1 protein-coding gene is annotated in these 647 nt (G+C 39.9%); it reads left to right on the top strand.

The genetic code is table 11. From position 1 onward, the window contains the following. On the top strand, positions 1-439 hold a 439-nt coding region (locus tag JCM16418_RS23395; RefSeq protein ID WP_242403960.1), incomplete at its 5' end, for a glycosyl hydrolase family 18 protein. Positions 440-647 lie beyond the last annotated feature (208 nt).

The following is a 647-nucleotide window of genomic DNA, read 5'->3' as shown; positions in this document are numbered from 1 at the left end:
ATTCTACAGCCACATGTGGACGGATGTTACATCCAAGGAGAATGGTGGATTAGGCCAACCTGCTACAGGTTCCGGGAATACGCCAACGTATAATGATATTCTCGTGAAGTATAATGCGGCAAATGGATACAAGCGCTATTGGGATGATGCAGCGAAAGCACCATATCTATTCAATGGCAGTACGTTCATATCGTATGATGATCCTCAATCTTTATACGAAAAAGCGAAGTATGTACTCGACAAGAAGCTAGGCGGAGCAATGTTCTGGGAATACAGTAACGACAGTACAGGTACACTGCTGAATGCGTTAGCTGATGGCCTTAAGGGTAATTCTTATGAGCCGGAAATCCAAGCTCTCGAAGCACCTGATGCATCTAATGAACCACAAACAAATGAGGATTTAGAAACACCTGAAGCAGTAGAAGTACCGGTACAATAATAATTGTAACAAATGTAGTTCGTTAAAATAGCAAACCCGGGGTCTTCTAGACTCCGGGTTTTTCCGTGTATGGGGATTCTGCTGTTCCGTAGTCAAACTGTGTATAGCTTCCTATATAATTACCTCTGGTATCTTCTATAAATTGCCAATACTATCTTCATCATAGCGTAAAAACAAAAATAGTAAAAAAATAATAAATTATAAATAA

This window comes from Paenibacillus pini JCM 16418, assembly GCF_000576305.1.
In the GTDB taxonomy this organism is placed as follows: domain Bacteria; phylum Bacillota; class Bacilli; order Paenibacillales; family Paenibacillaceae; genus Paenibacillus_AQ; species Paenibacillus_AQ pini.
This window is presented reverse-complemented; position numbering and strand designations above follow the sequence as displayed.